The 26,549-nt window shown below is 72.6% G+C and carries 26 protein-coding genes and 1 tRNA gene; 17 read left to right on the forward strand and 10 right to left on the reverse strand.

Going from position 1 to position 26,549, the window contains the following annotated elements; translation table 11 throughout:
- Positions 1-238: 238 nt before the first annotated feature.
- From ACZZ97_RS07075 to ACZZ97_RS07095, 5 genes are all read right to left on the reverse strand, one after another.
- A complete protein-coding gene (locus ACZZ97_RS07075; RefSeq protein ID WP_463472691.1) occupies positions 239-1,633 on the reverse strand; it encodes an NAD(P)/FAD-dependent oxidoreductase in 1,395 nt (464 codons plus the stop codon).
- A gap of 180 nt (positions 1,634-1,813) precedes the next feature.
- Complete coding sequence (locus tag ACZZ97_RS07080; RefSeq protein ID WP_463472692.1) at positions 1,814-2,059, reverse strand: hypothetical protein; 246 nt, start codon at positions 2,057-2,059, stop codon at positions 1,814-1,816.
- 82 nt (positions 2,060-2,141) lie between these two features.
- On the reverse strand, positions 2,142-3,119 hold the full coding sequence (locus ACZZ97_RS07085; protein ID WP_314101024.1) for an aldo/keto reductase: 978 nt from the start codon (positions 3,117-3,119) through the stop codon (positions 2,142-2,144).
- Positions 3,120-3,225: 106 nt separating this feature from the next.
- Positions 3,226-4,113: an alpha/beta hydrolase fold domain-containing protein gene (locus tag ACZZ97_RS07090; RefSeq protein WP_463472693.1), complete on the reverse strand. Its 888-nt coding sequence runs from the start codon at positions 4,111-4,113 to the stop codon at positions 3,226-3,228.
- Between the two features lie 121 nt (positions 4,114-4,234).
- Positions 4,235-4,319: transfer RNA gene (locus tag ACZZ97_RS07095), tRNA-Leu, on the reverse strand.
- Between the two features lie 98 nt (positions 4,320-4,417).
- Between ACZZ97_RS07095 and ACZZ97_RS07100 the strand changes: the two genes are divergently transcribed.
- The 5 genes from ACZZ97_RS07100 to ACZZ97_RS07120 all read left to right on the forward strand — a co-directional run bounded on the left by ACZZ97_RS07100 (position 4,418) and on the right by ACZZ97_RS07120 (position 10,010).
- Entirely contained in the window at positions 4,418-5,740 is a 1,323-nt protein-coding gene (locus tag ACZZ97_RS07100; RefSeq protein ID WP_314101021.1) for a M20/M25/M40 family metallo-hydrolase, read from the forward strand.
- A 25-nt stretch (positions 5,741-5,765) separates the two neighbouring features.
- The gene (locus tag ACZZ97_RS07105; RefSeq protein WP_314101019.1) at positions 5,766-6,608 is read left to right on the forward strand and encodes an undecaprenyl-diphosphate phosphatase; all 843 of its coding nucleotides are present in this window, start codon (positions 5,766-5,768) and stop codon (positions 6,606-6,608) included.
- Positions 6,605-7,864 carry a cysteine--1-D-myo-inosityl 2-amino-2-deoxy-alpha-D-glucopyranoside ligase gene (mshC, locus tag ACZZ97_RS07110; RefSeq protein WP_463472694.1) on the forward strand — a complete coding sequence of 420 codons (1,260 nt, stop codon included), beginning with the start codon at positions 6,605-6,607 and terminating at the stop codon, positions 7,862-7,864. The genes ACZZ97_RS07105 and mshC overlap by 4 nt, the downstream gene beginning before the upstream one ends.
- 86 nt (positions 7,865-7,950) lie before the next feature.
- Positions 7,951-9,282 (forward strand): sensor histidine kinase, encoded by a 1,332-nt coding sequence (locus ACZZ97_RS07115; protein WP_463472695.1) that lies wholly within the window; start codon positions 7,951-7,953, stop codon positions 9,280-9,282.
- On the forward strand, positions 9,279-10,010 hold the full coding sequence (locus ACZZ97_RS07120) for a response regulator (protein ID WP_463472696.1): 732 nt from the start codon (positions 9,279-9,281) through the stop codon (positions 10,008-10,010). Before ACZZ97_RS07115 ends, ACZZ97_RS07120 begins: the two co-directional genes overlap by 4 nt.
- A gap of 49 nt (positions 10,011-10,059) precedes the next feature.
- On the opposite strand, the gene ACZZ97_RS07125 is transcribed toward ACZZ97_RS07120, so the two are convergent.
- A complete protein-coding gene (locus tag ACZZ97_RS07125) occupies positions 10,060-10,959 on the reverse strand; it encodes a proteasome assembly chaperone family protein (RefSeq protein WP_133738066.1) in 900 nt (299 codons plus the stop codon).
- 167 nt (positions 10,960-11,126) lie between these two features.
- Between ACZZ97_RS07125 and ACZZ97_RS07130 the strand changes: the two genes are divergently transcribed.
- The 9 genes from ACZZ97_RS07130 to lnt all read left to right on the forward strand — a co-directional run bounded on the left by ACZZ97_RS07130 (position 11,127) and on the right by lnt (position 21,527).
- Positions 11,127-11,819 (forward strand): HAD family hydrolase, encoded by a 693-nt coding sequence (locus tag ACZZ97_RS07130; RefSeq protein ID WP_314101011.1) that lies wholly within the window; start codon positions 11,127-11,129, stop codon positions 11,817-11,819.
- Between the two features lie 74 nt (positions 11,820-11,893).
- Complete coding sequence (locus ACZZ97_RS07135) at positions 11,894-12,925, forward strand: tRNA (adenine-N1)-methyltransferase (protein ID WP_314101009.1); 1,032 nt, start codon at positions 11,894-11,896, stop codon at positions 12,923-12,925.
- A 67-nt stretch (positions 12,926-12,992) separates the two neighbouring features.
- On the forward strand, positions 12,993-13,922 hold the full coding sequence (locus tag ACZZ97_RS07140; RefSeq protein ID WP_463472697.1) for an FKBP-type peptidyl-prolyl cis-trans isomerase: 930 nt from the start codon (positions 12,993-12,995) through the stop codon (positions 13,920-13,922).
- Positions 13,923-13,996: 74 nt separating this feature from the next.
- The gene (locus ACZZ97_RS07145; RefSeq protein ID WP_314101005.1) at positions 13,997-15,055 is read left to right on the forward strand and encodes a helix-turn-helix transcriptional regulator; all 1,059 of its coding nucleotides are present in this window, start codon (positions 13,997-13,999) and stop codon (positions 15,053-15,055) included.
- Complete coding sequence (locus ACZZ97_RS07150) at positions 15,052-16,026, forward strand: helix-turn-helix transcriptional regulator (protein WP_314101003.1); 975 nt, start codon at positions 15,052-15,054, stop codon at positions 16,024-16,026. The genes ACZZ97_RS07145 and ACZZ97_RS07150 overlap by 4 nt, the downstream gene beginning before the upstream one ends.
- Before the next feature lie 112 nt (positions 16,027-16,138).
- Positions 16,139-16,396 carry a twin-arginine translocase TatA/TatE family subunit gene (gene tatA / locus ACZZ97_RS07155; RefSeq protein WP_314101001.1) on the forward strand — a complete coding sequence of 86 codons (258 nt, stop codon included), beginning with the start codon at positions 16,139-16,141 and terminating at the stop codon, positions 16,394-16,396.
- Between the two features lie 3 nt (positions 16,397-16,399).
- Positions 16,400-17,236, forward strand: a complete 837-nt coding sequence (gene tatC, locus ACZZ97_RS07160; RefSeq protein WP_314100999.1) for a twin-arginine translocase subunit TatC — start codon at positions 16,400-16,402, stop codon at positions 17,234-17,236.
- A 4-nt stretch (positions 17,237-17,240) separates the two neighbouring features.
- On the forward strand, positions 17,241-19,763 hold the full coding sequence (locus ACZZ97_RS07165) for a DEAD/DEAH box helicase (RefSeq protein WP_463472698.1): 2,523 nt from the start codon (positions 17,241-17,243) through the stop codon (positions 19,761-19,763).
- A 96-nt stretch (positions 19,764-19,859) separates the two neighbouring features.
- Positions 19,860-21,527, forward strand: a complete 1,668-nt coding sequence (gene lnt, locus ACZZ97_RS07170) for an apolipoprotein N-acyltransferase (RefSeq protein WP_463472699.1) — start codon at positions 19,860-19,862, stop codon at positions 21,525-21,527.
- Positions 21,528-21,698: 171 nt separating this feature from the next.
- Here lnt and ACZZ97_RS07175 read toward each other — a convergent pair whose 3' ends face one another.
- The 4 genes from ACZZ97_RS07175 to ACZZ97_RS07190 form a co-directional block, all read right to left on the reverse strand.
- A complete protein-coding gene (locus ACZZ97_RS07175; protein ID WP_314100996.1) occupies positions 21,699-22,064 on the reverse strand; it encodes an RNA polymerase-binding protein RbpA in 366 nt (121 codons plus the stop codon).
- A gap of 86 nt (positions 22,065-22,150) precedes the next feature.
- Positions 22,151-22,942, reverse strand: a complete 792-nt coding sequence (locus ACZZ97_RS07180) for a glycerophosphodiester phosphodiesterase family protein (protein WP_463472700.1) — start codon at positions 22,940-22,942, stop codon at positions 22,151-22,153.
- Positions 22,942-24,066, reverse strand: a complete 1,125-nt coding sequence (locus tag ACZZ97_RS07185) for an SPFH domain-containing protein (protein WP_463472701.1) — start codon at positions 24,064-24,066, stop codon at positions 22,942-22,944. Before ACZZ97_RS07185 ends, ACZZ97_RS07180 begins: the two co-directional genes overlap by 1 nt.
- Before the next feature lie 11 nt (positions 24,067-24,077).
- Positions 24,078-24,542 carry an NfeD family protein gene (locus ACZZ97_RS07190; RefSeq protein ID WP_133737457.1) on the reverse strand — a complete coding sequence of 155 codons (465 nt, stop codon included), beginning with the start codon at positions 24,540-24,542 and terminating at the stop codon, positions 24,078-24,080.
- 159 nt (positions 24,543-24,701) lie between these two features.
- On the opposite strand from ACZZ97_RS07190, the gene ACZZ97_RS07195 reads away from it, so the two are divergent.
- The 3 genes from ACZZ97_RS07195 to ACZZ97_RS07205 all read left to right on the forward strand — a co-directional run bounded on the left by ACZZ97_RS07195 (position 24,702) and on the right by ACZZ97_RS07205 (position 26,521).
- Entirely contained in the window at positions 24,702-25,469 is a 768-nt protein-coding gene (locus ACZZ97_RS07195) for an SDR family oxidoreductase (protein ID WP_314100989.1), read from the forward strand.
- Between the two features lie 13 nt (positions 25,470-25,482).
- Complete coding sequence (locus ACZZ97_RS07200) at positions 25,483-25,938, forward strand: NUDIX hydrolase (protein WP_463472702.1); 456 nt, start codon at positions 25,483-25,485, stop codon at positions 25,936-25,938.
- A 112-nt stretch (positions 25,939-26,050) separates the two neighbouring features.
- Positions 26,051-26,521 carry a hypothetical protein gene (locus tag ACZZ97_RS07205; protein ID WP_463472703.1) on the forward strand — a complete coding sequence of 157 codons (471 nt, stop codon included), beginning with the start codon at positions 26,051-26,053 and terminating at the stop codon, positions 26,519-26,521.
- Positions 26,522-26,549 lie beyond the last annotated feature (28 nt).

Below are 26,549 nucleotides of genomic sequence, written 5' to 3' on the forward strand. Positions count from 1 at the left end.
CCGACCTCACCACCGAGCTCATCGGCGACAAGAAGCGCGGGAAGGCGCACGAGAACCGCACCACGGCGACGCCGACCAGGTCGCCCTGACGCACGCGTTCCCCGCTGAACGAGGGGAGTGCACCGGCACGGTGAGGCCGCCAGGCCGGGTGCGTCGAGGCGGGTCAGGGGCCCGGACAGCGACGAAGGAGGCGCGCCCCGGTCACCCGGGACGCGCCTCCTTCGATCGGACGCTCGCGCTACTTCTTCGCCGCGCCGGTCTTCGTCGCGGGCTTCGCCGCGCTCTTGGCCTCGGTCGCGGGGTCCGACTTCGGCTGGACGACCGGCGTCACCTTGAGGAACCCGGCACGCGGGTCATTCAGGCCGACGAGCGGCGTCTGGTCACGGCCGCCGACGAAGTTCGTGATCCAGCCGGTGAGGATGCGCCACTTGCGGTTCAACGTGGGCATCGCGTACAGGTGGTACCCGCGGTGCGCGAGCCAGGCGGGCACGTTCGTGACGGACACGCCCTTGAGCACTCCCGCGCCCTTGCCGATGCCGTAGCTCGCCACGGTGCCGAGCGACTCGTGACGGTACTCGGAGGCCGGGGCGCCCGAGAGCGCCGCGATCACGTTGTCCGCGACGGTGACCGCCTGGCGCACGGCGTTCTGCGCGTTCGGCGGGTAGTAGGCGGGCTGCTTCTCGGCGAGCAGGTTCGGCACCTGCGCGACGTCGCCCAGCGCCCAAACGCCGTCGAGCTTCTCGCCCTGCTCGGTCTCGACCTGCAGGGTGGCGCTGACGTTGACGTGGCCCTTCGGGCCGAGCGGCAGGCCGAGGTCGGCGACCACGGGGTTGGGCTTGACGCCCGCCGTCCAGACGATGGTGCCCGCGGGGATCGTCTCGCCGTCGCTGAGGACGACGTCGCCGTCGACGCACGAGGGCATCGTGGTGCCGAGGCGCACGTCGATGCCGCGGCCGCGGAGGTGGCCCAGAGTCCACTTCGAGAGCTCGGGGCCGACCTCGGGCGCGACGCGGTCGAGCGCCTCGACCAGGACGAACCGCAGCTCGTCGCGCGACAGGCTCGGGAACTGGTCCACGGCCGCCTTGGCGGCGTCGTCCAGCTCGGCCATCGCCTCGACGCCGGTGTAGCCGCCGCCGACGAAGACCACGGTGAGCAGCTTGCGACGCGTGGCGGCGTCGGTCACCGACGCGGCCTCGGAGATGTTGCCGAGGATGCGGTCGCGGACGTACTGCGCCTCCTCCACGCTCTTGAAGCCGACGCCGTTCTCGGCGAGGCCGGGCGTCGGGAACGTGCGCGTGACGGCGCCGAGGGCGACGACGAGCTGGTCGTAGGCCAGCACCTGCTCACGACCGTCGGCCGTGGTGACGGTGACCTTCTTCGCGGCCGAGTCGAGGCCCGTGACCCCGGCCTCGATCACGGACGTCTTGCGCAGTGCCTTCCGGAGCTGCACGGTCACGTCGCGCGGGGCGATGTGCCCGCCCGCGACCTCCGGCAGGAACGGCTGGTACGTGTAGTACGGCGACTGGTCGACCAGCGTGATGCTGGCGCTCTGCGGCGGCCGGCGCTTCTGGAGCTCGAGTGCGGCGGTGAGTCCGGCGGAACCGCCGCCGAGGATGATGATTCGCTGTGTCATGGATGTGTTCCTCCCTGCGACGACCGTACTCTGCGGGCAGCGCACGGGTCGAGCCGCCGGGCCGGGCTCGGCGATGCCCGGCCAGGACCACGGCCGGGTCCGACGTGGCCCGCCGGCACGACGACGCCCCGGCCTCGAGGAGGCGCGGGGCGTCGTGCGGGGAAGTGCGACCTGGCTGCGTCAGCGGTCGGAGGGGACGTCCGAGTCGGTGTACGAGCCGTCGGCCTCGCCGTCGTGGGGGCCGGCGGTCGTGCCGCCGTCCTCCGGGATGTCGCTGTCGACGTACGAGCCGTCCGACTCGCTCGACGTCGTGCTGTCGTGCGTGACGTGCGTGTCGCCGTCGACGTGGCCCTCGTGGTGCTCGTGGTGCTCGCTGTGCGAGGTGTGCTCGTGCTGCTCGTCGGTGCCGTGGTGCTCGGTGCCCATGGGGTGCCTCCGTGTTCGTCGTGGCGGTCGGCGTCCTCGCCGCCCGTGCGGCTCACAGTAGACGGACGCCGCGCCGCGTGGGTCAGAACCCCTCGTTCTCCCGGGTGACGTAGGGCGTCTCGAGCCGGTCGAGCTCGTCGTCGGTCAGCCAGAGGTCGGCGGAGGCGACGGCGTCGTCCAGGTGCTGCATCTTGGTCGCGCCGACGATCGGGGCGGAGACGACCTCCTGCTGGCGCACCCACGCGAGGGCGACCTGGGCGCGCGACACGCCCCGCTCCTCCGCCACCTCCGCCACGGCCGCGGCGACGCGACGGTCGCCGTCCTCCTGCTGCTTGTAGAGGGTCTGGCCGAAGCGGTCCGTCTCGGTGCGCGCGGTCGTGGCGTCCCAGTCGCGGGTCAGCTTGCCGCGCGCGAGCGGCGACCAGGGGACCACGCCGACGCCCTGGTCGAGGCAGAGCGGGTGCATCTCCCGCTCCTCCTCGCGCTGCACCAGGCTGTACTGGTCCTGCATCGAGACGAAGCGGGTCCAGCCGCCGAGGTCGGCCGTGTGCTGCGCCTTCGCGAACTGCCAGGCCCACATGCTCGACGCGCCGATGTACCGGGCCTTGCCCGAGCGCACGACGTCGTGCAGCGCCTCCATCGTCTCCTCGATCGGCGTCTCCGGGTCCCAGCGGTGGATCTGGTAGAGGTCGACGTGGTCGGTCCCGAGCCGACGCAGGCTGTCGTCGATGGCGCTCATGACGTGCGCCCGCGAGAGCCCGGCGCCGTTCGGCCCGTCGTTCATCCGGCCGTTGACCTTGGTCGCGATGACGACCTCGTCCCGCCGGGCGAAGTCGGCGAGCGCGCGGCCGACGATCTCCTCGCTCGTGCCGTCGCTGTAGACGTCGGCGGTGTCGAACGTCGTGATGCCCTGCTCGAGGGCCCGACGGATGAAGGGCCGCGAGGCCTCCTCGTCGAGGGTCCACTCGTGGGTGCCCCTGCCCGGCACGCCGAAGCTCATGCAGCCGAGGATGACGGTCGAGACCCGCAGGCCGCTCGTGCCGAGTCTGGTGTGCTCCATGGTGTTCGTCCTCTCGTCCGGCCCGCGCTCATGCGGGCCCTCACTCGTCGCCGCCGAGACTAGGCCGATCCCGGGCCGGACGGAGGCGCGGGCCGACGCCCGGAGGTCAGGGCCGGCCGCGCAGCACGCCGGCCAGGTGCGCCGTCGCGCGCCGCGCCTCCCTCGTCCAGGGCGCGCCGACGAAGACGTGGAACGCCCCGCGGTAGACGCGCAGCTCGCCACGTCCGTCGACCCGGGCGAGGCGACGGGCCAGCTCCTTCGCGTCGGCGACGAACAGGTCGCGGTCGCCCTGGTAGGTGAAGACGGGCGGGAGCCCCGCCAGGTCGCCGAACAGGGGACTGACCAGCGGGTCGCGCCGGTCGCGGTCGCCGGCCCACCAGGCTCCGGCGGCGACGAGGCCGTCGCGTCCCAGCATGGGGTCGAGGTCGGCGAGCCACGGCACCGCGGGATCGCTCAGGGTCGCGTCGAGCCAGGGCGAGACGAGCAACACCGAGGAGGCGGCGGGCCGGCCCGTGTCGCGGTGCCGCATCGCCTGGGCGAGGGCGAGCGCGCCGCCGGCCGAGTCGCCGCCGAGGTGCACGACGTCGGCTCCCTCGGCACGGAGGCCGTCGTGCACGGCGTCGAGCAGCCGCACCGCGTCGGCGACGTCGTGCTCGGGCGCGAGCCCGTAAAGGGGGACTGTGACCGTCACGCCGGAGGCGCGGACCAGCCGGGCGAGCAGGGCCCAGTGGGTGCGCAGCGCCGGGTACACGTAGGCCCCGCCGCACGTCCAGATCAGGTGCGCCCCGGTCGCTCCCCGGCGCGGAGTGATCCGGACGACGCGCTGCCCCTCGACGGTCGTCTCCGTCACGACGGCGACGCGGTGCAGCCCCCGGGGGAACGGCGCCGCCTCCGGGCCGCGCTTCGCCATCTCGCGCCGCACGCTCTCCTCGCTGCGCGTCGTGCGGGGGAACAGGTACAGCAGCGAGCGCGTGGCGGCCATGAGGAACGACATGAGCCGACCCTACGGCTCCCGTCGCGCTCGACGACGGACACGTTGGCAAGAAGAAAGGCCCCGCCGGAGCGGGGCCTTTCTTCTGACACTGTCTCAACCAATGTCTCGATCTCACGATCGGTGTCCGAGGGGGGACTTGAACCCCCACGCCCTATACGGGCACTAGCACCTCAAGCTAGCGCGTCTGCCATTTCCGCCACCCGGACTGGATGGTGCCTGCCGAAGCCGACCACGAAACACTAGCACGGCCGCGGAGGCACTCCTGACCACGGGCAGGAGGCGGTCGCCGGGTACCGTGGACGGCATGACGACGAGCGCATCGCAGCCGGACCACCACGACCTCGACGAGACGGCCGTCATCGCGCGCGACCTGATCCGCTTCGACACCTCCAACTACGGCGGCGGCCGGTCCGAGGGCGAGGCCGACGCCGCCGAGTACGTCGCCGAGGCCCTGCGGGCCCTCGACCTCGAGCCGCAGCTGTTCGAGTCCGAGCCGGGTCGCGTCAGCGTCGTCGCCCGGGTCGAGGGCGCCGACCGCGCCAAGCCCGGCCTCGTCGTGCACGGCCACCTCGACGTCGTGCCCGCCGACCCGGCGAACTGGTCGGTCGACCCGTTCGCGGGCGTGGTGAGGGACGACATGCTCTGGGGCCGCGGCGCCGTGGACATGAAGAACATGGACGCGATGATGCTGACGTCGCTCGGCGACATCATCCGCTCCGGCGAGCGCCCCGCCCGCGACCTCGTCGTCGGCTTCTTCGCCGACGAGGAGGCCGGGGGAGTGCTGGGTTCGCACTTCCTGGTGAAGGAGCACCCCGAGCTCTTCGCGGGGGCCACCGAGGCCATCAGCGAGGTGGGGGGCTACTCGACCTACATCGACGGGCGTCGCTCGTACCTGCTGCAGACGGGCGAGAAGGCGCTGATCTGGATCACCCTCCGCACGCGCGGCACCGCGGGCCACGGCTCCCAGATGATCAAGGCGAACGCGGTGACGCGGCTCGCGGAGGCCGTCGCCGCGCTCGGCCGTCAGGAGTGGCCGATCGCCCTCACCGAGACGACGACGGCGCTGCTCCGCGAGGTCGCGCGCATCCTCGACGTCGACGTCACGCAGACCGCGCCGGACGAGCTCGTGCTGCACACCGGCACGGCCCAGGGCTTCATCCGCGGCTCGCTCCGCACGACGACGAACCCGACGATGCTGACGGCGGGCTACAAGCACAACGTGGTCCCCGACACGGCGGAGGCGCGGGTCGACATCCGCTGCATGCCCGGCCAGGAGGAGGCGGTCCTCGCCCAGGTGCGCGAGCTCGTCGGCGACGACGTCGAGATCGAGACCGTCCACACCGACATCGGGCTCGAGACGCCGTTCTCCGGCGACCTCGTCGAGACGATCACGGCCACCCTGCAGCGGCACGACCCGGGGGCGCCCGTGCTGCCGTACCTGCTGTCGGGCGGCACCGACAACAAGGCGCTGAGCCTGCTGGGGATCGCCGGCTACGGCTTCGCGCCGCTGCGCCTGGGGGAGGACATGGACTTCCCGGCCATGTTCCACGGTGTCGACGAGCGGGTACCGCTCGACGCACTAGCCTTTGGCAGTCGCGTCCTCCGGGACCTCCTGGCGACCTACTGACACCCCCACCAGAAGGGCACCCCGCGTGGAGCATCTCCTCCAGGCACTCCTGCTCGGCCTCGTCCAGGGCCTGACGGAGTTCCTCCCCATCTCGTCGAGCGCGCACCTGCGCCTCGTCGGCCTGTTCTTCTCCGATCCCGACGCAGCCGCCGCCTTCGACCCGGGCGCGACGTTCACCGCCATCACGCAGCTGGGCACCGAGCTGGCCGTCGTCATCTACTTCTGGGGCGACATCAAGCGGATCGTCACGCAGTGGTTCCGAGGGATGACCGGGAAGATCCCCCGCACCGACCCCGACGTCCGGATGGGCTGGCTCGTCATCATCGGCACGGTCCCGATCGTGCTGGTGGGGTACTTCGCGCAGGAGTACATCCGCACCGTCTTCCGGTCGCTCTGGATCGTCGCGATCGTGCTGATCGTCTTCGGCGTCCTGCTCGGCCTCGCCGACCGGCTCGGCAAGAAGACGGCCCGCTTCGACGAGATGACCTACGGCCACGGCATCGCCGTCGGCGTCGCCCAGGTGCTCGCGCTCTTCCCCGGCGTCTCCCGTTCGGGCGCGACGACCACTGCCGCGCTGAGCCTCGGCTACACGCGCCCCGCAGCGGCGCGGTTCTCGTTCCTCCTCGCCGTGCCCGCGGTGTTCGGCAGCGGTCTCTTCGAGCTGGTCCAGAGCTTCAGCGAGCCCGGCCCCTACTCGCTCGGCGAGACCCTGGCCGCGACGGTCGTGGCGTTCGTCGTCGGGTTCGTCGTGATCGCCTTCTTCATGAACTACATCTCGAAGCGCAGCTTCCTGCCCTTCGTCGTGTACCGCATCCTGCTCGGCGGCGTCCTGCTGGTCCTGCTCGGCACGGGCGTGGTGGCGGCATGAGGTCCTGGAACGCGCCTGCCGTGCCGAGCCTGCCGGGCGACGGGCCGCTGCCGTCCCTTTGGGACACGGCGACCGCCTCCTTCGTCACGACCCGTCCGGTCGACGGCGCCGCCACGCTGTACGTCTGCGGCATCACGCCCTACGACGCGACGCACCTCGGGCACGCCAGCACGTACCTCGCCTTCGACTCGCTCGTGCGCGTCTGGCGCGACGCGGGCCTCCGGGTGACCTACGCGCAGAACACGACCGACGTCGACGACCCGCTGCTCGAGCGCGCCACGGCGACGGGCGTCGACTGGCGGGCCCTCGCCGCGTCGCAGACCGACCTCTTCCGCTCGGACATGGAGCACCTCGCCGTCGTCCCGCCGGAGCACTACGTCGCGGTGACCGACGTCGTGGGCGACGTGGCGGACGTCGTCGCGGGCCTGATCGACTCGGGCGTCGCCTACCGGGTCGAGACCCCGGGCTCCGAGGCAGGCGACGACGTCTACTTCGACGTCCGGGGCGCCGAGCGCGACACCTCGTGGCACCTCGGCCTCGAGAGCCGCTACGACGCGCCGACCATGGCCCGCTTCTTCGCCGAGCGCGGGGGAGACCCCGACCGCGCCGGAAAGCGCGACCCGCTCGACCCGCTGCTCTGGCGTGCGGCCCGTGCCGACGAGCCGTCCTGGCCGTCGTCGGTGGGCCCTGGCCGGCCCGGCTGGCACATCGAGTGCACCGTCATCGCCGAGCAGCACCTCGGCGCGACGGCCACCGTGGCCGGGGGCGGCAGCGACCTCGTGTTCCCGCACCACGAGATGAGCACCGCCCACGCGACGTCGATCACCGGCGAGCCGTCGGCCCGCCAGTGGGCCCACAGCGGGATGGTCGCCTACCAGGGCGAGAAGATGAGCAAGTCGCTCGGCAACCTCGTCAAGGTGAGCGAGCTCGTCTCCGCCGGCCGGGACGCCCGTGCCGTCCGCCTCGCGATCACCGCGCACCATTGGCGGTCCGACTGGGAGTGGCTCGACGACGACCTCGCCGACGCCGAGTCGCGTCTCGAGCGCTGGACTGCCTGGGCGCACGGCGTCGGCCCGCAGGAGGCGGGGGCAGAGACGACCCCGCTGCTCGCGCTCCTGCGCGCCGCCCTCGCCGACGACCTCGACACGCCCCGCGCGATCCGGGCCGTGGACGACCACGTCGCAGCCGGTCGACCCGCGACGGCCGTCGACGTCGACGCGGTGGCCGCCCTGCTGGGGATCGACCTCCGACGCTGAGCCGTGCGGACTCCGTCGCCGTCGGCGTGGTCCTTGTCGTCACTGACGGAACCTCACGACACACGGTCCCTGACATACTGAACGGGATGTCTGCCCCCGACTGCCCCGCCGACGGGGACGAGACCGTCTGGCGACGTGGCGTCCTGACCCGCCGCCAGGCCAGGGGCGACGTCTGGCTCGCGGCCGGCCTGCTCGGCCTCGGCCTCGTCACCCTCTGGCTCGCCTCGCTCGCCGTCGAGGGCTCGGAGCTCGAGGCCGCCGCGCCGCCCGAGGCGATCGGCTGGCTCCTCGCCCTGTGCGCCCCGACGGTGCTCCGACGACGCGCACCGGTGGCCGTCATGGTGGTCGTGAGCGCGGTCTTCATCCTCAGCCAGCTGCGTGGGTACCCCGACTCGACGACCCCCTCGATCGTCGAGTTCCTCGTCATCTACACGGCCAACGCCTGGGCGCGGTCGCGGCGGGCCGCCCTGGTCGGCAGCGCGGTCGTCACGGCCGCCATGCTCGTCTGGCTCGGCGTCGCCGTGCTCGGCCCGCTCCAGCAGGGCGGCCCGATGCTCAGCTCCACCGTCGCTGCCGTCGTCTACTCGTTCGTCCTCAACCTGCTGTTCTTCGTCGCGGCCGTCTGGTTCGGCCGGTCGTCCCGGGTCTCCGCCGCCCGCCGCCGCGCCCTCGAGCGCGCCGGGGTCGATCTTCGTGCCGCCCAGGAGCTCGTGGCCGACCGCGCGATCGGCGAGGAGCGCGCACGCATCGCCCGCGAGCTGCACGACGTCGTCGCGCACCACGTCGCCGTGATCGCCATCCAGGCAGGTGCGGCGCGACGCACGCTCCACCAGCCCGAGATCGCGAGCGGCGCGCTCGGCGCCGTCGAGTCCACGGCGCGCACCGCCATCGACGAGCTGGAGCGGATGCTCACCGTGCTGCGCGCCCAGGACGACGCCCCGCACGACGGCCCGACCGGGCTCGCCGCCCTCCCGCAGCTCGTGGCCGACACCCGCCGGCTCGGCCTCGACGTCCGGTTCAGCACCCACGGCGAGCGCTTCGACGTGCCCGACAGCGTCGGCGTCACCCTGTTCCGGGTCGTCCAGGAGGCGCTGACCAACACCCTGAAGCACGCCTCGGCCGGCGTCGCCGACGTCCGCCTGCGATACCGCGACCGCGCCGTCGAGGTCGAGGTGACCGACGACGGAGTGGGCGGAGGCGCCTCCTCGTCGACGCAGCAGCACGGCTCGGCCGGTTCGGGCCTCGGTCAGCGCGGGATGCGCGAGCGGGTCGACCTGCACGGCGGCGAGCTGCACGTCGGCCCGCACGCCAAGGGCGGCTACCGGGTGCGGGCCGTGCTGCCCGCCGTCCGCACGGCGACCGTCGCCGCCCCCGAGGACCCCGCCCGGCCCCGCACTCGAGAGGCACCCGCACGATGACCGTCGACGCCCGTGCCCCCCTCGCTGCCGACGCCGGCCCCGACGCCACGCGCCCGGTCAGGGTCCTCCTCGCCGACGACCAGGACCTCGTCCGCGCCGGCTTCCGGATCATCCTCGAGACCGCTCCCGACGTCGTCGTCGTGGGCGAGGCCCGGGACGGCCTCGAGGCCGTGGCGCTGGCCGCCTCGACGTCTCCGGACGTGATGGTGATGGACGTCGAGATGCCCGGCATCGACGGCCTGGAGGCCACGCGTCGCCTCCTCGAGGCCGCGGCGCCCGGCGGCCCGGCCGTGCTGGTGCTCACGACCTTCGGGCGCGGCGAGTACCTGTTCCGCGCGCTCCGGGCCGGGGCCAGCGGCTTCCTGCTCAAGACGTCCAGCCCGGAGGAGCTGATCGAGGCGATCGCCGTCGTGCACCGCGGCGACGCGCTGCTCGCCCCCGAGCTGACCCGTCGGGTCGTCGCGGCCGCCATCGCCGAGGCCGTCGTGCCCGCGATCGTTCCGAGCCCCCGGCTCGCTGCGCTCACCGACCGCGAGCGCGAGGTGCTCGACCGCATGGCCACGGGCTGCTCGAACGCCGAGATCGCGCGTGACCTGTTCCTCGGCGAGGCCACCGTCAAGACGCACGTGTCCAACGTGCTCACGAAGCTCAGCCTGCGCGACCGCACGGCCGCCGTCGTCTTCGCCTACGAGAACGGGGTCGTCGTCCCCGGCGACGGACCCCGCTAGGGCGACGACTCCGCCGCCACCTGCAGCAGGCCCGGGTCAGGGGCCGGGGTCAGGGGGCAGGCGGCAGGCGCGGGTCGTCCGGGCCCTTGCCGTCGTTCCGACGCAGGTAGCGCTCGAACTCCTCCGCGATCGCCTCGCCGCTCGCCTCGGGCGAGTCGACCGTGTCGCGCGCCTGCTCGAGCTGCTCGATGTAGCCGGCCATGTCGTCGTCGTCGGAGGCGAGCGCGTCGATGCCCTGCTCCCACGCGGCGGACTCGGCCTCGAGGTCGCCCCGGGGGATGCTGACGCCCGCGACCTCGTCGAGCTTCTCGATCAGCGCGAGGGTCGCCTTGGGGGAGGGCGAGGCGTGCACGTAGTGCGGCACCTGCGCCCAGATCGACAGGGTCGGGACACCCGCGGACTCCACCGCGTCTCCGAGCACGGACAGGATGCCGACGGGGCCCTCGTAGGTGCTGCGCTCCAGGCTCAGCTCGCCCCGCACCTCCTCGTTGTCGCTGCTGACGAAGACCGAGATGGGCCGTGTGTGCGGCACGTCGGCGAGCATCGCGCCGAGGAACACGACGGCCGAGACGTCGTGCACGTCGATCAGGTCGACCACCTCGGCCGCGAAGCCGCGCCAGCTGCGCGAGGGCTCGGCGCCGAGCAGCACGAAGACGTCCGGGGCGTCGCCCGCGGGGCCGCCGGCGGGCGTCGAGGCCACCTCGGGGGAGGCGTGCAGCTGGATCCGGGGCCACACCAGCGCGCGGACCCCGTCGTCGTCGTACCCGACCTGGGGGCGGTTGAACTGGTAGTCGATGTACCGCTCTCCGTCGAGCTCGGCGACCGGCTCGAGCGCGAGGGTGTCGACGATGCTGCGGGCGACCCCGCTGGCCGCCTCGCCGGCGTCGTTCCAGCCCTCGAACGCCACGACCAGGAGGCGGCCCGTCGCGAACGACGGCGTGCCGCTCACCGCCGACCCCTCGGTCGTCGTCTCGTCGGGCACTGCGTCTTCACCGGGCACGGGATCCTCACCGGCCGGGCACGGTCCCCGGCGTCTAGCCCTCCACGATAGCCGCCCGGCACCGTCGAGGAGGCGGCAGCGCGGCGGCCCTGACCGCTCCCGTAGACTCGTGCCCCGTGACCGACTCCCTGCCTGCCGCCGTCCTCTGGGATATGGACGGAACCCTCGTCGACACCGAGCCGTACTGGTTCGACTCCCAGGTCGACCTCGTCGCCTCCTTCGGGGGCACCTGGACCAAGGCCGAGGGCGACACCCTGATCGGCTCGGGCCTCTGGCACTCGGCCGCCGTCCTGCAGCGGCACGGCGTCGACCTGCCCGCGGACGAGATCATCGACCGGCTGACCACCGACGTGCTGACGCGCTGCGCCGAGCACGTGCCGTGGCGCCCGGGAGCCCGCGAGCTCCTCGCCGAGCTGCGGGCCGCCGGCGTCCCGACCGCGCTCGTCACGATGTCGATCCGTCGGATGGCCCAGTTCATGGTCGACGCCATCGGTGACGACTCGTTCGACGCCGTCGTCGCCGGCGACGAGGTCGAGCACAGCAAGCCGCACCCCGAGGCGTACCTGCGCGGTGCCGAGCTGCTCGGCGTGGACGTCGCCGACTGCGTCGCCATCGAGGACAGCGTCCCGGGCCTCACCTCGGCGATGGCCGCCGGCGCCGTCGCGCTGGGCGTCGAGCACGCGGCGCCGCTCGCCGACGACTCCGGCTACGTCCGCCGGGACACGCTCGTCGGCGTCGGCCTGGCTGACCTGCGCGAGATGCACGCCGCGGGCCGACGCTCCCGCGACGCGCGCACCTCCGACTCCTGACCCCCCGGCGCCGCGTGCGCCGCCCCTCCCGCACCGCGGCCCCGATCCGGGCCCGACAGAGAGCAGCACCCACCATGAGCGCCACCCGCCGACAGTCCGGCCCGTTCCTCGAGGGCGACAAGGTCCAGCTCACCGGCCCCAAGGGCAAGATGAACACCGTTGTGCTGACCCCCGGCGCCGTGTTCCACACGCACCGCGGGATGATCGCCCACGACGACCTCGTCGGCCTCCCCGACGGATCGGTCGTCGCGAGCACGACCGGAGACGAGTACCTCGCCCTCCGCCCCCTGCTGAGCGACTTCGTCATGTCCATGCCCCGCGGCGCGGCCATCGTCTACCCGAAGGACGCCGCCCAGATCGTCGCCTTCGCCGACATCTTCCCCGGTGCCACGGTCGTCGAGGCCGGCGTCGGGTCGGGCGCCCTGTCGCTGTGGCTGCTCCGCGCGATCGGTCCGGAGGGGCGCCTCGCGTCGTTCGAGCGCCGCCAGGAGTTCGCCGACGTCGCCCAGGGCAACGTCGTGAGCTTCTTCGGCGCCGAGCCGCAGAACTGGACGGTGACCGTCGGCGACCTCGTCGAGGAGCTCGCCGCCGTCGTCCCCGACGGCACCGCGGACCGGGTCGTCCTCGACATGCTGGCCCCGTGGGAGTGCGTCGACGAGACGGCCGCCGCCCTCACGCCCGGCGGGCTCGTGATCTGCTACGTCGCCACGGCGACCCAGCTCTCGCGCGTCGCCGAGGCCCTCCGCGCCTCCGGCCAGTTCACCGAGCCCGACGCCTCAGAGACGCTCGTCCGGGGCTGGCACGTCGAGGGCCTGGCAGTCCGCCCGGACCACCGCATGATCGGGCACACGGGCTTCCTGATCACCGCCCGTCGCCTCGCACCGGGTGCGGTGCTGCCCCAGCTCAAGCGCCGCCCGTCGAAGTCCGACTACTCGGACGAGGACGTCGAGCTGTGGACCCCCGGCGCGCTCGGCGAGCGGTCGGCGAGCGACAAGAAGCTCCGCAAGACCGCGAGGCAGGCGCGCTCGGCGGCCGACAGCGCCGTCGCCGCGACCGACAGCCTCGCCGAGGCCGACGGCGACGGCCGGGCCGACGCGCCGCACTAAGCTGTCCTCCGCATCACCAGCGACCCGCCAGTCGCGGCCCCCGGCCGCAGCCCAGGAAAGAGCCTCCGTGCGCAAGATCCCCGCCCTCGTCGTGACCGTCGGCCTGCTGGCCTCGCTGACCGCGTGCGCGACGACCCCCGCTCCGGGCTCCGCCGGGTGCCCTCCCACGGGCGACGCCGCCTCGGTCGTCACCGCCACCGGCGCCTTCGGCGAGAAGCCCGACGCCCAGGTGCCGAGCCCGATCGTCACGACCGAGACGCAGGTCTCGACCCTGATCGAGGGCACCGGCGACCGCATCCTCGACGGCACCCCGGTCATCATCGACTACACCCTCTACGACGGCACCACCGGCGCCGAGGTCGAGGACTCGGGCTACGACGGCAGCCTCAACGCGCCCATCACCGTCGGCGGCAGCGCCCTGGCTCCGCTCGCCTCCGCCCTCGAGTGCTCACGCGTGGGTTCGCGCGTCGCGGTCGCCATCAAGGCCTCCGAGCTGTCGGCGTCGGTCAACGGCGGCGCCGGTGCCGCCGACGACGCCCCCGACGCGGCGTACGTCGCGATCGTCGACATCCGCCAGTCCTTCCTCGCCAAGGCGAACGGCCGTCCCGTGCTCGGCGCGCAGGGCATGCCCGCCGTCGTCCGCGCCCCGGGCGGCGCCCCCGGCGTGACGGTCCCCGCGTCGGAGGCCCCCACGTCGCCCGAGTCGCACCTCGTGCTCGACGGCTCCGGCCGCGAGCTCGCCGCGGACGACACCGCCGTCGTGCAGTTCACCGCCGTGACGTGGGCCTCGCCGTCGACCGTAGCGACCTCGTCGTGGACCGACGGCGGGTCGGCCACGTCGCTGCCGCTCGCGGACGAGCAGATCCCCGCCCCGATCCGCGACGCGCTCGTGGGCACGCCGATCGGCTCGCAGGTCATGGTCGTCGTGCCCGCCGACGAGACGGCCGGCGTCCCCCAGCCGCTCGTCTACGTCTTCGACGTCCTGGGCGCCCTCTGACCCGCCGTCCCATGTGGCCCCGCCGCCCCGTCCTCGGGGCCGCGGGGCTCGCGGGCGTGTCCTAGGATCGACCCGTGGCAGCCGTCCGCGCTCCGCGCATCCCCGTCGAGGAACGCCTCTTCAGCCTCGTCCTCGCCCTCCTCGCGACCGATGCGGGCCTGACGAAGACCGAGGTGCTCTCCACCGTCCAGGGCTACCGCCAGAAGTACGTCGCCGGCGGCGACAACGCGGCCCTCGAGCGGCAGTTCGAGCGCGACAAGGACGACATCCGCGAGCTCGGGGTGCCCCTCGAGACCGTCGACGACCCTGCCGCGGCCGGTGACAACCACCTCCTGCGCTACCGCATCCTCCGCGGCGACTACGAGCTCCCCGTCGACATCTCCTTCTCGCCGGAGGAGACGGCGCTCCTCACGCTCGCGGGCATGGTGTGGCGCGAGGGCACCCTCTCGGCCGAGTCCCGCCGCGCGCTGCTCAAGCTGCGGTCCCTGGGAGGCGCGACGAGCGTCCCCGAGCTCGCCTACGCTCCGCGGGTCCGCAGTCGCGACGCCGCCTTCGAGCCGCTGCGCACCGCCCTGGACCGCGGCGTCGTCGTGCGCTTCGACTACCTCAAGCCGGGGGAGGCTGCGCCCCGTCGTCGAGAGGTGGCGCCCTTCGCGCTGGTCCAGCACCAGGGCCGGTGGATGGTGTCCGTCGTCGAGCCCGACACGTCGTCCCGCAAGAACTTCCTGCTGTCGCGCATCGTGGGCCCGGTGACCGTCACGACGAAGGCGTTCGCGCGTCCCGCCGACGCCACCGCCGACTCCGCGCTGGAGGGCCTCGACCGGTTGTGGGAGCAGAACACGGCCGCCGTCCGGGCCGCTCCGCACTCGGACGCTCGCACGCGTCTCGGCGCACGACGCGGCACCGTGCAGGGCGACGACGACGTGCTGCTGGTTCACTACAGCGACCGCCAGGTCCTGGCCGAGGAACTGACGTCGTTCGGGCCCGAGGTCGTCGTGCTCTCGCCCGACGACCTGCGCGACCTGGTGGCGTCGCGCCTCCGCGACCTCGCTGCGGACCACGCGGTCGACGCCGCCCCGGGCCGCGCCTCCCCGGGCTCCGGTGCCGCCACGAGCGAGGGAGCCGCCTCGTGACCGACCGCCGTCCCGCCCTGCACGCGACCGACAAGCTCGCGTTCCTGCTCTCGCTCGTGCCCTGGCTGATCGACCACGAGCGCGTCAGCGTGGCCGAGGCCGCCGCGCACTTCGGCGTGGGCGTGACCGACATCCGGCGTGCCGTCGAGCTCATCGCCGTCTCGGGCATCCCGGGAGACACCGCCCAGTACCAGCACGCCGACCTCTTCGACATCGCGTGGGACGACTTCGAGCAGAACGACGTCATCGTCCTGACCAACCTCGTGGCCATCGACGACACGCCCCGTTTCTCTGCCCGCGAGGCAGCCGCGCTGATCGCCGGCCTCCAGTACCTGTCGTCGCTCCCCGAGAACGCGGATCGCGGGGCCGTCGCCTCTCTGATGTCGAAGCTGTCGCGCGGCGCCTCGGGCGAGCCGAGCCAGGTGGCCGTGGCGCAGGAGGGCACGAACGAGGTGCTCGCCCTCGTCCGCGACGCCGTCGAGCGCGGGGTGCAGCTCGAGTTCGACTACGCCGGCGTCCGAGGGCAGGTCGAACGGCGCCGTGTCGACCCCCTCCGGGTGGAGTCGCTCGACGCCGACTGGTACCTGCGCGGCTGGGACCACCTGAGGGAGGCGCTCCGGACGTTCCGTCTGGACCGCATCGCGTCGCCTGCCCTCACCGACGCGCGCATCACGCACCGCGCCTCCGACCTGTCGCTGCCCGACTCCCTCTTCGAGGGCTCGCCGGACGACCTCGACGTCGTCGTCGAGATCGACGCGGCGGCGGCGCCGCTCCTGGACGACTACCGCCCCTCCGACGTCGAGGACGCGGGGGAGGGGCGCACCCGCCTCACCCTCCGGGTCGGCCACGTAGGCACCGTCGCCCGTCTCGTCAGCGGGCTCCCCGGCCGCGCTCGCGTCGTCGCGCCCGACGAGGCCCGTCTCGCCGTCGCGAGCTGGGCCGCCGAGGCCGCCGCCCGGTACGACGCCTGAGTCGCCCGGCCGCCGGGCCGGTCGGGTCGCTCGACGTGGGCCCGACGACCAGGTCCCGTCACAGGCTGCGGGTTACACTGGGGACTCCCCTTCCCGCTAGGAGACACCCCTCATGCTCGGAAACCTCACCGGCTGGCACCTGATCATCATCCTGGCGATCATCCTGCTGCTGTTCGGCGCCCCCAAGCTGCCCGCCCTCGCGAAGAGCATCGCCCAGTCGATGCGCATCTTCAAGAACGAGATCGGCGACGACAAGAAGAGCGGCGACGACGACGTCACCCGCCACGCGGCGACCGACAGCACCCTGCGCCGTGACGCCGACGTCCCGACCGTCCGCCCCACCAGCGGCGACGATCACCTGAAGAACTGACGCGTGGCCACGACGACGACTCGTGGCACCGACGAGGGCGACCAGGCACCCCGGGGCTCGCGGAAGCGCTCGGCCGACGGGCGGATGTCCCTGGGCGCGCACCTCGTCGAGCTGCGCAAGCGCCTCTTCCGCTCCGCGCTGGCACTGATCCTCGCGAGCGTCGCGGGCTGGTTCGTCTCCCAGTACGTCCTCGACTTCCTGCGGCAGCCGGTCCTCGTGCTGGCGGGGGGCAACGCGAGCGAAGCGGTCCTCAACTACGCCCAGATCACGAGCAGCTTCGACCTGCGGATGCAGATCGCCGTCACCGTCGGCGTCATCCTCAGCAGCCCCGTCTGGCTCTACCAGGTCTGGGCCTTCATCGTCCCTGCTCTCGTGCGCCGCGAGAAGCTCTACGCGGTCGGGTTCATCGGCTCGGCCATCCCGCTCTTCCTGCTCGGCTGCCTCAGCGGCGTCTACGTCCTGCCGAACATCGTGCGGGTGCTCACGGGCTTCGTCTCCGAGCAGGACGCTGCGATCATCGACGCGAAGCAGTACTTCGACTTCGTCCTCAAGCTCGTCCTCGCCTGCGGCATCGCCTTCGTCCTGCCGGTCTTCCTCGTGCTCCTCAACTTCGTCGGCGTCATCAGCGCCGGGGCCATCATCAAGGGCTGGCGCGTCGCCATCCTGCTGATCGCCGTCTTCACCGCCATCGCGACGCCCGCGGCCGACGTCTTCTCGATGTTCCTGCTGGCGGTCCCGATGGTGTTCCTCTACTTCGTCGCCGCCGGCGTCGCCTGGATCCACGACCGCGGCGTCGCCAGGCGCGCCGCGGCACTCGACGCCGAACTCGCCGGAGGGTGACCCCATGACCAGCAGCGACCTCAGCCCGGCCGCCCGCTTCGCCGCCTCGAAGAACCGCGTCCGCACCCCGCAGCTTCAGTCGTTCCGGTCGCGGCTCGGCTTCGCGCTCGACCCGTTCCAGGAGGCGGCCTGCGCCTCCGTCGAGGAGGGCTCGAGCGTCCTCGTCGCCGCGCCCACCGGCGCCGGCAAGACCCTGGTCGCCGAGTTCGCCATCCACCTCGCGATGCAGCACCCCCGCGACAAGGTCTTCTACACCGCGCCGATGAAGGCGCTGAGCAACCAGAAGTTCCAGGAGCTGGTGGCCGAGTACGGTGCGTCCGAGGTCGGCCTCCTCACGGGCGACACCAACGTCAACTCCCGCGCCCGCATCGTCGTGATGACGACCGAGGTGCTCCGCAACATGATCTACGCGGGCTCCGAGATGCTCGACGACCTCCGCTACGTCGTGCTCGACGAGGTGCACTTCCTGGCCGACCGCTTCCGCGGCGCCGTGTGGGAAGAAGTGATCATCCACCTCCCGCTCGACGTGCGCCTCATCTCGCTCAGCGCCACCGTGTCGAACGCCGAGGAGTTCGGCGACTGGCTGCAGACCGTGCGCGGCGGCACCGACGTGATCGTCTCCGAGGACCGACCGGTGCCCCTCGACCAGCACGTCCTCGTCGGCGGCAAGTTCCTCGACCTGTTCGACTCGAGCGGGCAGGCGGCGACCAACCGCGTCAACCCCGAGCTGCTGCGGGCCACGTCGCTGTCGAGACGAGGAGGCGGCAGCCGGCGCGAGCGCGGCGGTCGCGACGGCTTCTCGGGTCGCGGCCCGCGCGGACACGTCGTGCCGCCGACGCAGCACGCCCAGGGGCGCCTCGACCGCTGGAAGATCGTCGAGATGCTCGACGACCAGAACCTGCTCCCGGCCATCTTCTTCGTCTTCAGCCGCGTCGGCTGCGACCAGGCCGTCAAACAGGTGCTGCGGTCGGGCATCCGTCTCACCACGGCCGACCAGCGCCAGGAGATCCGCGAGATCGTCGAGGCCCGGTGCCGCACGCTCCGTGACGAGGACCTCGCCGTGCTCGGCTACTGGCAGTGGCTCGACGGCCTCGAGCGCGGGGTCGCCGCGCACCACGCCGGCCTGCTGCCCGCCTTCAAGGAGGTGGTCGAAGAACTGTTCCAGAAGAAGCTCGTCAAGGTCGTCTTCGCCACCGAGACCCTGGCTCTCGGCATCAACATGCCCGCGCGCACGGTCGTGCTCGAGAAGCTCGAGAAGTTCAACGGCGAGGCCCGCGTGCCGATCACGCCGGGCGAGTACACCCAGCTGACCGGCCGCGCAGGCCGACGGGGGATCGACGTCGAGGGCCACTCCCTCATCCAGTGGCAGCAGGGCCTCGACCCGCAGGCGGTCGCGAGCCTCGCCTCCCGGCGCACCTACCCGATGAACTCCAGCTTCCGCCCGACCTACAACATGGCGGTCAACCTGATCGAGCAGTTCGGCCGGTCGCGCACCCGTGAGGTGCTCGAGACGTCGTTCGCGCAGTTCCAGGCCGACCGCGCCGTCGTCGACCTCGCCCGCAAGGTCCGCACGCAGCAGGAGAGCCTCGACGGCTACGCCCGCAGCATGCAGTGCCACCTCGGCGACTTCGGCGAGTACACCACCATCCGCCGCGAGCTCGGCGACCTCGAGAAGCAGGGCGCGGCGCGAGCCGACGCGCAGTCGCGGGCCGAGCACGACAAGCGCCAGCGGCACCTCGCCGACCTGCGCCGTCGCCTCCGCCAGCACCCCTGCCACGCCTGCCCCGAGCGCGAGCAGCACGCCCGCTGGTCGGAGCGCTGGTGGAAGCTCAAGAAGCAGACCGACCAGCTGTCCGCCCAGATCCGGGGGCGCACCGGCGCCGTCGCCAAGGTCTTCGACCGGGTCACCGACGTGCTGCTCGACCGTGGCTACCTCGAGCCCGCGTCGCCGCGCTCGTCGACGTCCGGCGCGGCCGCACCCGGCTCGTCGAGGCGTGGAGGCGACCGCACGGCCGAGGTCGCGGTCACGTCGACCGGGCGCACCCTCCGCCGCATCTACGGCGACCGTGACCTGCTCGTCGCCGAGAGCCTGCGGCTCGGGCTCTGGGACGCGCTCGACGTGCCCTCGATGGCGGCCATGGCCGCTACCCTCGTCTACGAGCCCCGCCGCGACGAGGGCCAGCTCAGCGAGCGGTTCCTGCCGCGCGGCGCGTACCGCGAGGCGCTCGACGAGACGCAGAAGCTCTGGGCCGAGCTCGACGACCTCGAGCAGGAACACCGTCTGCCCGGCAGCAACCCGCCGGCTCCTGGCTTGGCGCTGGCAATGCACCGGTGGGCCAGGGGAGCGGACCTCGACTCCGTCCTCGAGGACGCCGAGCTCGCCGCGGGCGACTTCGTCCGCTGGACGAAGCAGACCATCGACCTGCTCGACCAGCTGTCCGTCGTGGCCGACCTGCCGGTCGGGCCGATCGCCCGCCGGGCGCTCGACGCCGTCCGGCGCGGCATCGTCTCCTACTCGGCGGTGTGAGGCGGGGCTCGACGGTCCGAGCCGGCTCTGCAGCGTCGCCCGAGACCCGCAGGAGGTGCGCCCCGCCTCCCAGCCTCGCCCCCGTAGGATCGCACGGTGCCCCTCCGCGTGACCGACTTCCGCCTGCCGCTCTGGGTGGCCGTCCTCGTGGCGGCCGGGGCCGGGGTCGTCCTCGACGCGGGCTTCCCCGACGGTGACGTGTGGCCCCTCGCCTTCGTCGGGATCGCCCTCGTGCTGGTGTGCCTGCGCGGTCGGCGGGCCGGGGGAGCGTTCCTCGTGGGCCTCGTCGCCGGCCTCTCGTTCTACCTCGTCCACATCTTCTGGGCGACCCTCTACCTCGGGCTGCTGCCGTGGGCCGCGCTCTCGACCCTCGAGGCCCTCTTCTTCGGCGGCGGGGCCGTGCTCATCGCCCTCGCCTACCGCTGGGTGCCCCGCATCTGGCCCGGACTCGTCGGCCAGGCCGTCGTCGTCCCGGTCGTCGTCGCCGGCCTCTGGACCCTCCGCGAGTTCGTCGCGGGCAACTGGCCCTACGGCGGGTTCGCGTGGGGCCGCATGGCGCTCAGCCAGTCGCAGAGCCCGTTCGCCGGGCTCGTGGCGTGGGTGGGCATCTCGGGGCTGAGCTTCCTCATGGTCGCCCTCGTGGCGGCCCTGATCCAGCTCGCCCTCATGGTCACGCTGCCGCGCGCGACCCGGCTGCTGGCAGGCGCGATCGCCGTCGTCGCCGTGCTCGCGGTCCCCGCCTGGCCCACGTCGTCGAGCGGCACCGCCCGCATCGCCGGCGTGCAGGGCAACGGTCCGGCCGGCTACTTCGACGAGCGGGAGCAGGGCGACCTGCTCAACTCCCAGGTGCTCGCGATGAGCGGCCTCCAGCCCGGCGACGACCTCGACCTCGTCGTCTGGCCCGAGGGCGGCAGCGACCGCGACCCCACCCGCGACGCCTACGGCCGCTACGTCTTCGACGCCATCACGACGGGCTACGACGCGCCCCTGCTGTCGGGCGTCATCACGCAGAGCGACGACGGCGACACCGTCTGGAACTCCTCGATCCTCTGGGACGACGGCGAGGTGCGGGGGCAGTACGACAAGAAGCACCCGATCCCGTTCGGCGAGTACGTGCCCGACCGCTCCTTCTGGCGGCCCTTCGCACCCGACCTGATCGACCTCATCGCGCGCGACTACACGCCCGGCACGCGACCGGAGGCGATGACGATCGGCGACTTCACCGCCGGCATCTCGATCTGCTTCGACATCGTCGACGACCAGCTCGTCACGAACATGATGCGCGACGGCGCCCAGGTGATCATCGCGCAGACCAACAACGCCGACTTCGGCGACACCGACGAGAACGCCCAGCAGCTGGCGATCGCCCGGCTGCGGGCCATCGAGACGGCGCGCCCGGTCGTCAACGTGTCGACCATCGCCTCCAGCCGGGTCATCGACGCGCGGGGAGACATCGTCGCCGGCGTCCAGGACTTCACGGCCGGCACCATGGTGCACACGGTCGACCTCGGCACCGGGACGACCCCCGCGGTCGTCGACAGCCGGGCGATCGAGCTCTTCGTCTCGTTCCTCGGGCTCGCCCTGCTGGTCCTCTCGCGGGTGCTGATCGGCGGCCGCCGGAGCCGGCGCCGGCGCCTCCTCACCTCGGCTCCGTGGGCCGAGCTCACCACGCCGCGGCTGGCCGCCGAGAAGCCCGTGGCACTCGAGGACGAACTCGACGACCCCGGCCAGTTCGACTCGGTACGGCGCGGCCGCCGCCGCTGACGAAGCCACGGGACGCACGTCGTCACGGCAGGCAGGCCGTCACGGCAGGCAGGCCGTCACGGCAGGCAGGCCGTCACGGCAGGCAGGCCGTCACGGCGGGCCCCGGGACGCACATCGGCCCCGGCGTCGTGACGACGACCGGGGCCGATGGTGGGGGAGCGGGTCGGGAGCTCAGGCTCCGATGGCCTGCTTGCCGCGACGCGCGCGGAGGAACGTCAGACGCTCCTCGAGAAGCTCCTCGAGCTCCTCACGGCTGCGACGCTCCAACAGCATGTCCCAGTGGCTCCTGGGAACCTTGACGTCTCCGGCCTCGATCTCGACGGGCTTGCCGTCCGCGGCGAGCAGACGACCCTCCCGGCCGCTCTTGGGCGACTGCCAGATGTCGGGGATCTCCGCGTCTGCCGCGAAGACCATGTCGAACTCCGTGCCGTCAGCCGTCTGGTAGACGGCACGCTTCCGGGGTGAGAACTCCACGCCCTCTTCGCTCTGCAGGCTCTGACTGCCGAGCCGCATGCCACGCAAACTGCGATCTGCCATTGTGTGGTCTCCTCTCGCGTTGCAATCTCCCGTTGTAACGTCAGGTCGGGTCCGCCTGTTTCATCCGAGACGGATTCACAGTCCGCTCACAGTGCCCTGGCAGTGGCCGCCCGCACCTCGGCGAGGGCGAGATCGGCCCGGTCGGACACGAGTCCGTGCACACCTAGGGCGAGCAGACGGCGCATGGCGACGGGGTCGTTGACGGTCCACACGTGGGTCTCGACGCCGATCGCCTCGAGGTCGCGGACCCGGCGACGGGTGACGACGCGGAGCGGTCCCTGGCGCTCGGGCACCTGGACGGCCCCGCAGCCGCGCAGCGCACGGGCCATCAGCCGACGCCGAAGCGACGTCACGGGCACGGCGCCGAGGGCGACCACGGCGACCACGCCCCAGGACGACGCCGACGTGGCGACGCCGGGGAGCCCGGCCAGCACCCGCCATCGGATGCGCTGGTCGAACGAGGTGAGCAGCACGCGGTGCTCGGCCCGCGCCCGACGCACCGCGTCGATGGTCGGGCCCACGGCCTCGGCGACCTTCACGTCGACGTTGAAGCGGGTCTCGGGGAACGCGTCCAGCGCCTCCTCGAGGGTCGGCATCTCGTAGCCGCCCTCGAGCCGGACCAGCCGGACCTCGGCCAGGGTGAGGTCGCGCACCGACACGTCACGGCCCGCGACCCGCGAGAGGTCAGGGTCATGGCTCACGACGGCGACGCCGTCGCGCGTGGCGTGCACGTCGGTCTCGACGTAGAGCACCCCCGCCACGATCGCCTGCAGGAACGACGCCGTCGTGTTCTCGGGCACGTCGAGTGCCAGGCCTCGATGCGCCAGCACCCGCGGCGTCGGCGCGTCGAACCAGTCGGAGGCGCGGGCCGGCTCCACTAGGGAGCGGCCGGGGGAGCCGTGGGCGGCACGTCCGTGCTGCCGTCCGAGGCACCCGTCGTGTCCGAGGCGCCCGTCGCCCCGTCGGATCCCGGCAGGTCGCCCGAGCCGGGGCGGGTGACGGTCGGGAAGCCCAGGTCGGGCTCGCTGCCGAGGTCGACGGTGGTCGCGAGGTCGGGCGTCTGCTCGGTGTCGGACACCTTCGTCGTGCCGCGGTCGACCCAGCCGGGCGCCGACGGGTCCTTCGGGGCGAAGAAGCCCGAGCCGATGCCCTTGAGCGCCTCGGTCAGCTCGCTCGGGATGATCCAGAGCTTGTTCGCCGAGCCCTCGGCGAGCTTCGGCAGCGTCTGGAGGTACTGGTAGGCGAGCAGCTTCGGGTCGGGGTCGCCGAGGTGGATGGCGTTGAAGACGGTGTCGATGGCCTCGGCCTCGCCCTGCGCCCGAAGCACCTGTGCCCGGGCCTCGCCCTCGGCGCGGAGGATGGCGGACTGGCGCGAGCCCTCGGCCTCGAGGATCTGCGACTGCTTCGTGCCCTCGGCGGTGAGGATGGCGGCGCGGCGGTTGCGCTCGGCGCGCATCTGCTGCTCCATCGAGTCCTGGATGGACAGGGGCGGGTCGATCGCCTTGAGCTCGACGCGTCCGACGCGGATGCCCCACTTGCCGGTGGCCTCGTCGAGGACGATGCGGAGCTGGCCGTTGATGTTGTCCCGGCTCGTGAGGGCCTCCTCGAGGTTGAGACCGCCGACGACGTTGCGGAGGGTCGTCGTGGTCAGCTGCTCGACGGCACCGAGGTAGTTGGCGATCTCGTAGGTCGCCGCCCGGGCGTCCGTCACCTGGAAGTACACGACCGTGTCGATGGAGACGACCAGGTTGTCCTCGGTGATGACAGGCTGCGGCGGGAACGAGACGACCTGCTCGCGCATGTCGATCAGCGGCCGGACCCGGTCGATGAAGGGGACGAGCAGGTTCAGCCCCGGCATGAGGGTCTTGTGGTACTTGCCGAGGCGCTCGACGACGCCGGCGCTGGCCTGCGGGATGATCCGCACGGCTCGGAACAGCACGACGAGCACGAAGACGACGACGATCGCGACGACGACGACGGTCACGATGGTGGTGGGGTCCATGGTCAGTCCCTTCAGGCGGGGACGACCAGGGCGGTCGACCCCTCGATGGCGGTGACGACGACCGGCGCGCCGGTGTCGAGGACGATGCCGGCCGAGGCCGGGGGAGGAGGGAGGAGGCGGGCCGTCCAGGTCTCGCCGTTGGCGAGCTTCACCTGGCCGCCGTCGACGCCGATGGGGACGACGACGGTGCCGCGGATCCCCATGAGCGCCGCCAGGTTGCTCGGCGTCGGGTCTCCGCCCTTGCCGAGCGCTCGGAGCAGGGGAGGCCGGACGGTGAAGAGCAACAGGACGGCGATCAGCCCGGCGACGAGGATCTGCAGCCACCAGGGCGCACCGAACAGACCGGCCAGCAGGCCGCCCGCACTGCCGATCGCCAGCATGAGGAAGGTCAGCTCGAGGGTCGTGACCTCGACCACGACGAACACGAGGAGCAGCCCGATCCAGATCAGCCACGCCCACTGGGTCACGACGTCCACGTCAGCCTCCTTCGCCTCGCGTGCGGTCGACTCGCTGTGTCGCCGACGCACCGTGTCCTCGACGGTATCAGGGGCGACCGACAGCCGGACGGGGACCGATAGTCTCGAGACGGTCCGTCGCGACCCGCCGTACGCCCCCACGACAGTCTGGAGCCCACCGTGTCCAACCCCCTCGCCGCAGGATCCCTCACCGGCAAGCGCGCCCTCGTCACCGGCTCGTCCCGGGGCATCGGCGCCGACACGGTCGGCTACCTCGCTGAGGCCGGCGCCCGCGTGGTCGTCAACTACCGCAACAAGGAGAAGCGCGCGCTCCAGCTCGTCGGCAAGATCGAGGCCGCGGGCGGCGAGGCGATCGCCGTCGGCGCCGACCTCACCGACGCCGAGAGCCTGGACGCCATGTTCGCGCAGGTCCGCGACGCGTTCGGCGGCCTCGACGTCCTCGTCATGAACGCCTCCGGCGGCATGGAGACGGGCATGGCCGAGGACTACGCGCTCAAGCTCAACCGCGACGCGCAGGTCGCCCTGCTCACGGCGGCCCTGCCGCTGATGGCGCCCGGCTCGCGCGTCGTCTTCGTCACGAGCCACCAGGCGCACTTCATCCGCACGACCGAGACGATGCCCGAGTACCTGCCCGTCGCCCTCAGCAAGCGCGCGGGGGAGGACGCCCTGCGCGAGATGCTGCCGCAGCTCGAGGCCGCCGGCGTCGAGTTCGTCGTCGTCTCGGGCGACATGATCGAGGGCACGATCACCGCGACGCTGCTCGAGCGCTCGAACCCGGGCGCGATCTCGTCGCGGAAGGAGAGCGCCGGCAAGCTGTACAACGTCGCCGAGTTCGCCGCCGAGGTGGCCTCGGCGGCGGTCGACCCGATCCCCGCCGACCACACGCGCTACGTGGGCGACACGAGCGACTTCGCCCCGCTGGTCTGAGACGGGGCACCTCGTGACCGAGCGCGTCGTCCGTCCGACCTCCCGCCTCCTCGTCCTCGACGAGGCGGACCGGATCTTGCTCATGATGACCAGGGCGCCCGACACGAGCGGCACCGCCCGCTGGGTGACGCCGGGCGGGGGAGTCGACCCGGGCGAGGACCACGTCGCCGCGGCGATCCGGGAGCTCCGTGAAGAGACCGGTCAGGTCGTCACCGATCCTGGTCCGGTCGTCCGGGTCGACGACTTCGAGGTCGAGTGGGACGACGCCGACCACACCCACGGCCATGCCGAGTGGTTCGTCGTGCGCCTGCCGCACTTCGAGGTGGCCGACGACGGGTGGACCGACGACGAGCGCGTCGACATCAACGAGTCGCGGTGGTGGACGCTCGACGAGCTCGAGTCCACCGCCGAGCCGGTCGAGCCAGCCGACCTGACGTCCCTGCTCCGCGACGTGCTCCCACGAGGCTGAGACGCCTCCGCTCGAACCTGACAGGTGCGCTGATAATGCACATTATGTCAGCTTGACGATCCGTACCCCCTGCTCCCTGCTGCCCGACAGCCTCCCGGTGTTCAGTCGCCCCATGCCCGACGACGAGACCCCCGACGACGCCCACCTCCGACCCGACGGCGTCGACGACGCGACCATCACCGCCCTCGGCAAGCTCTCCGAGGCGCTCGAGGTCGTGGAGCACGCCCGAGGCCTGCTCTACGGCTTCCACCGGCTCACCGGCAAGGCAGACCTGGCGCTCGGGGAGGCGGTCGACCTGCTCCGCGAGGCCGGCCACGACGAGCACGCCGACGCCCTCGAGCGCGACCTGGTCGGGCGCAACGTCGTCGAGGGCCGCTGGACGTTCCAGATCGTCGAGGACTACGACGACACCTACTGGTCCGAGTTCCGGCGCAGCGAGAAGACCGTGCGCGACGCCCTCGCGGGCGGCAGACGGCACGTCTTCGAGTCCGAGATGAAGGAGGAGCGGCGCAGCCCCGGTCGGCGACACCACGAGGCGCGCCCCGCCGAGCAGCACGGCTCCCCCGGCGACGACTCCCGCTGACCGCACTGAGGCTCCTGGGAACTGCCCC

The sequence above is a fragment of the Frigoribacterium sp. AC512 genome, from assembly GCF_979258295.1.